The sequence below is a fragment of the Candidatus Woesearchaeota archaeon genome, assembly GCA_003694805.1.
Classification (GTDB): domain Archaea; phylum Nanobdellota; class Nanobdellia; order Woesearchaeales; family J110; genus J110.
In genome coordinates, this window is sequence record RFJU01000063.1 from 1 (window position 1) to 1419 (window position 1419).

At 50.5% G+C, this 1419-nt stretch carries 2 protein-coding genes; one reads left to right on the top strand and one right to left on the bottom strand.

Annotated features, from left to right (window positions below):
* Positions 1-265: 265 nt before the first annotated feature.
* Entirely contained in the window at positions 266-475 is a 210-nt protein-coding gene (locus D6783_02435; GenBank protein ID RME53280.1) for a hypothetical protein, read from the bottom strand.
* Between the two features lie 36 nt (positions 476-511).
* Here D6783_02435 and D6783_02440 point away from each other — a divergent pair.
* Positions 512-1419 (top strand): hypothetical protein (locus tag D6783_02440; GenBank protein RME53281.1); only part of this gene is annotated, 908 nt, incomplete at its 3' end.

Here is a 1419-nt window from a genome sequence, read left to right on the forward strand (position 1 = left end):
GGCAATGATTTCTACGCCGTCATACTGATGCCGGAGGAGGATTTCCGTTACGTCTCAATCCTCTCTTCATCGAGGCAATGATTTCTACTGCAGGAATCGCAACGGCACTCGGAGAGCTTGTAGGGTCTCAATCCTCTCTTCATCGAGGTTTATCGGACGGGAGAAATGCGTAACAAAAAAGGAATAAAAATCATGCCAGTTTGATGATATAATCCAAATAAACATGTTCGGCGAAATTATCGGATGGCCATGGCCGTTTTTTTGATTAACCATTTAAACAATAAAAGGACAACAAACCATGACCCCAGCTCATCGTAGTTATCTTCTCGACACCGTCAACCGTCTTCGCGCACTTTTTTGCGAAAATCCTGACTTTTCTTGCAAATTGTTCGAGCATTTGTCCGCAGTTTTGGCAATTTGCCTGCTCGACTTGGAGCCAGCCCGCCCTCTTCTTGAGGTTTGTTATGCCCCTCATCACTCTGGGGCACAACGTCCTCGTGATCCTGTTGCGATGTTGCGTTCTTTCATTCTCATGGCCCTTTGCGAAGAGTCATCCTATAACAAATGGGCTGCGAAGCTGGCACACAGCCCTGAACTCGTCATCCTCTCTGGCTTTCCTGATAAAGATAAGCCCCCTGGTGGCAGTACTTTCTACGACTTTATGCACCGCTTGCTCGATGGTTCCTACGAGAAGCGTTGCCAGCACAACCCTCGTCCTTCTCAACGGTACCGTGGGGCAAAAGGCCGCTTTCGTCGCAACCTCAAACAGGAAAAAGACCTCCGCACCGAAGAGTTTGCGACCCTCAATGAAGGCAAGGTCAAACAGATAGTCGCCCGCGAGCTTTCCATTTTGGACGGCGCTCTTCCAGAGGATTTCACGAAGCGACTCAATGAGTTGCTGATGGTCTGTGCAGTCATTCCTTCGGCGGAACGTGGAATCCTCGGTGAACTCGAAAAATTGACGATCTCCGGAGATGGCAGCTCGGCACCTTCACAGGCTGATGGCAACGGCAAGCCCCTTTGCACATGTCATGAAGAAGGTATCAAAAAGTGCGATTGCGACAGGCTCTACGCAGATCCCGATGCGACTTGGGGTTGGGATAGCTATCGAGAGATCTACTACTTTGGATATCGACTGCATGCGATGTGTACGAGCTGGAATGGTCGGGATCTTCCACTGCATGTGATGGTGAATGGAGCCCATCGGAGCGACGTCTTGATGGGTGTGGAAGCGACGGCTCGGCTGTTCAAGCAGTTGCGAAAACACCTGCCCCAGGCACGGATGCGGTATGGCGTTTTCGATGCAGGCTATGACGCCAACGACTTTTACCGAATGTGGGAAAAGCTCGGTGGTAGCGCGTTGATTGCATTGAATCAAGCGCATAAGTTAGGAGCCGATGAGAACGGGATAAGCTGGAC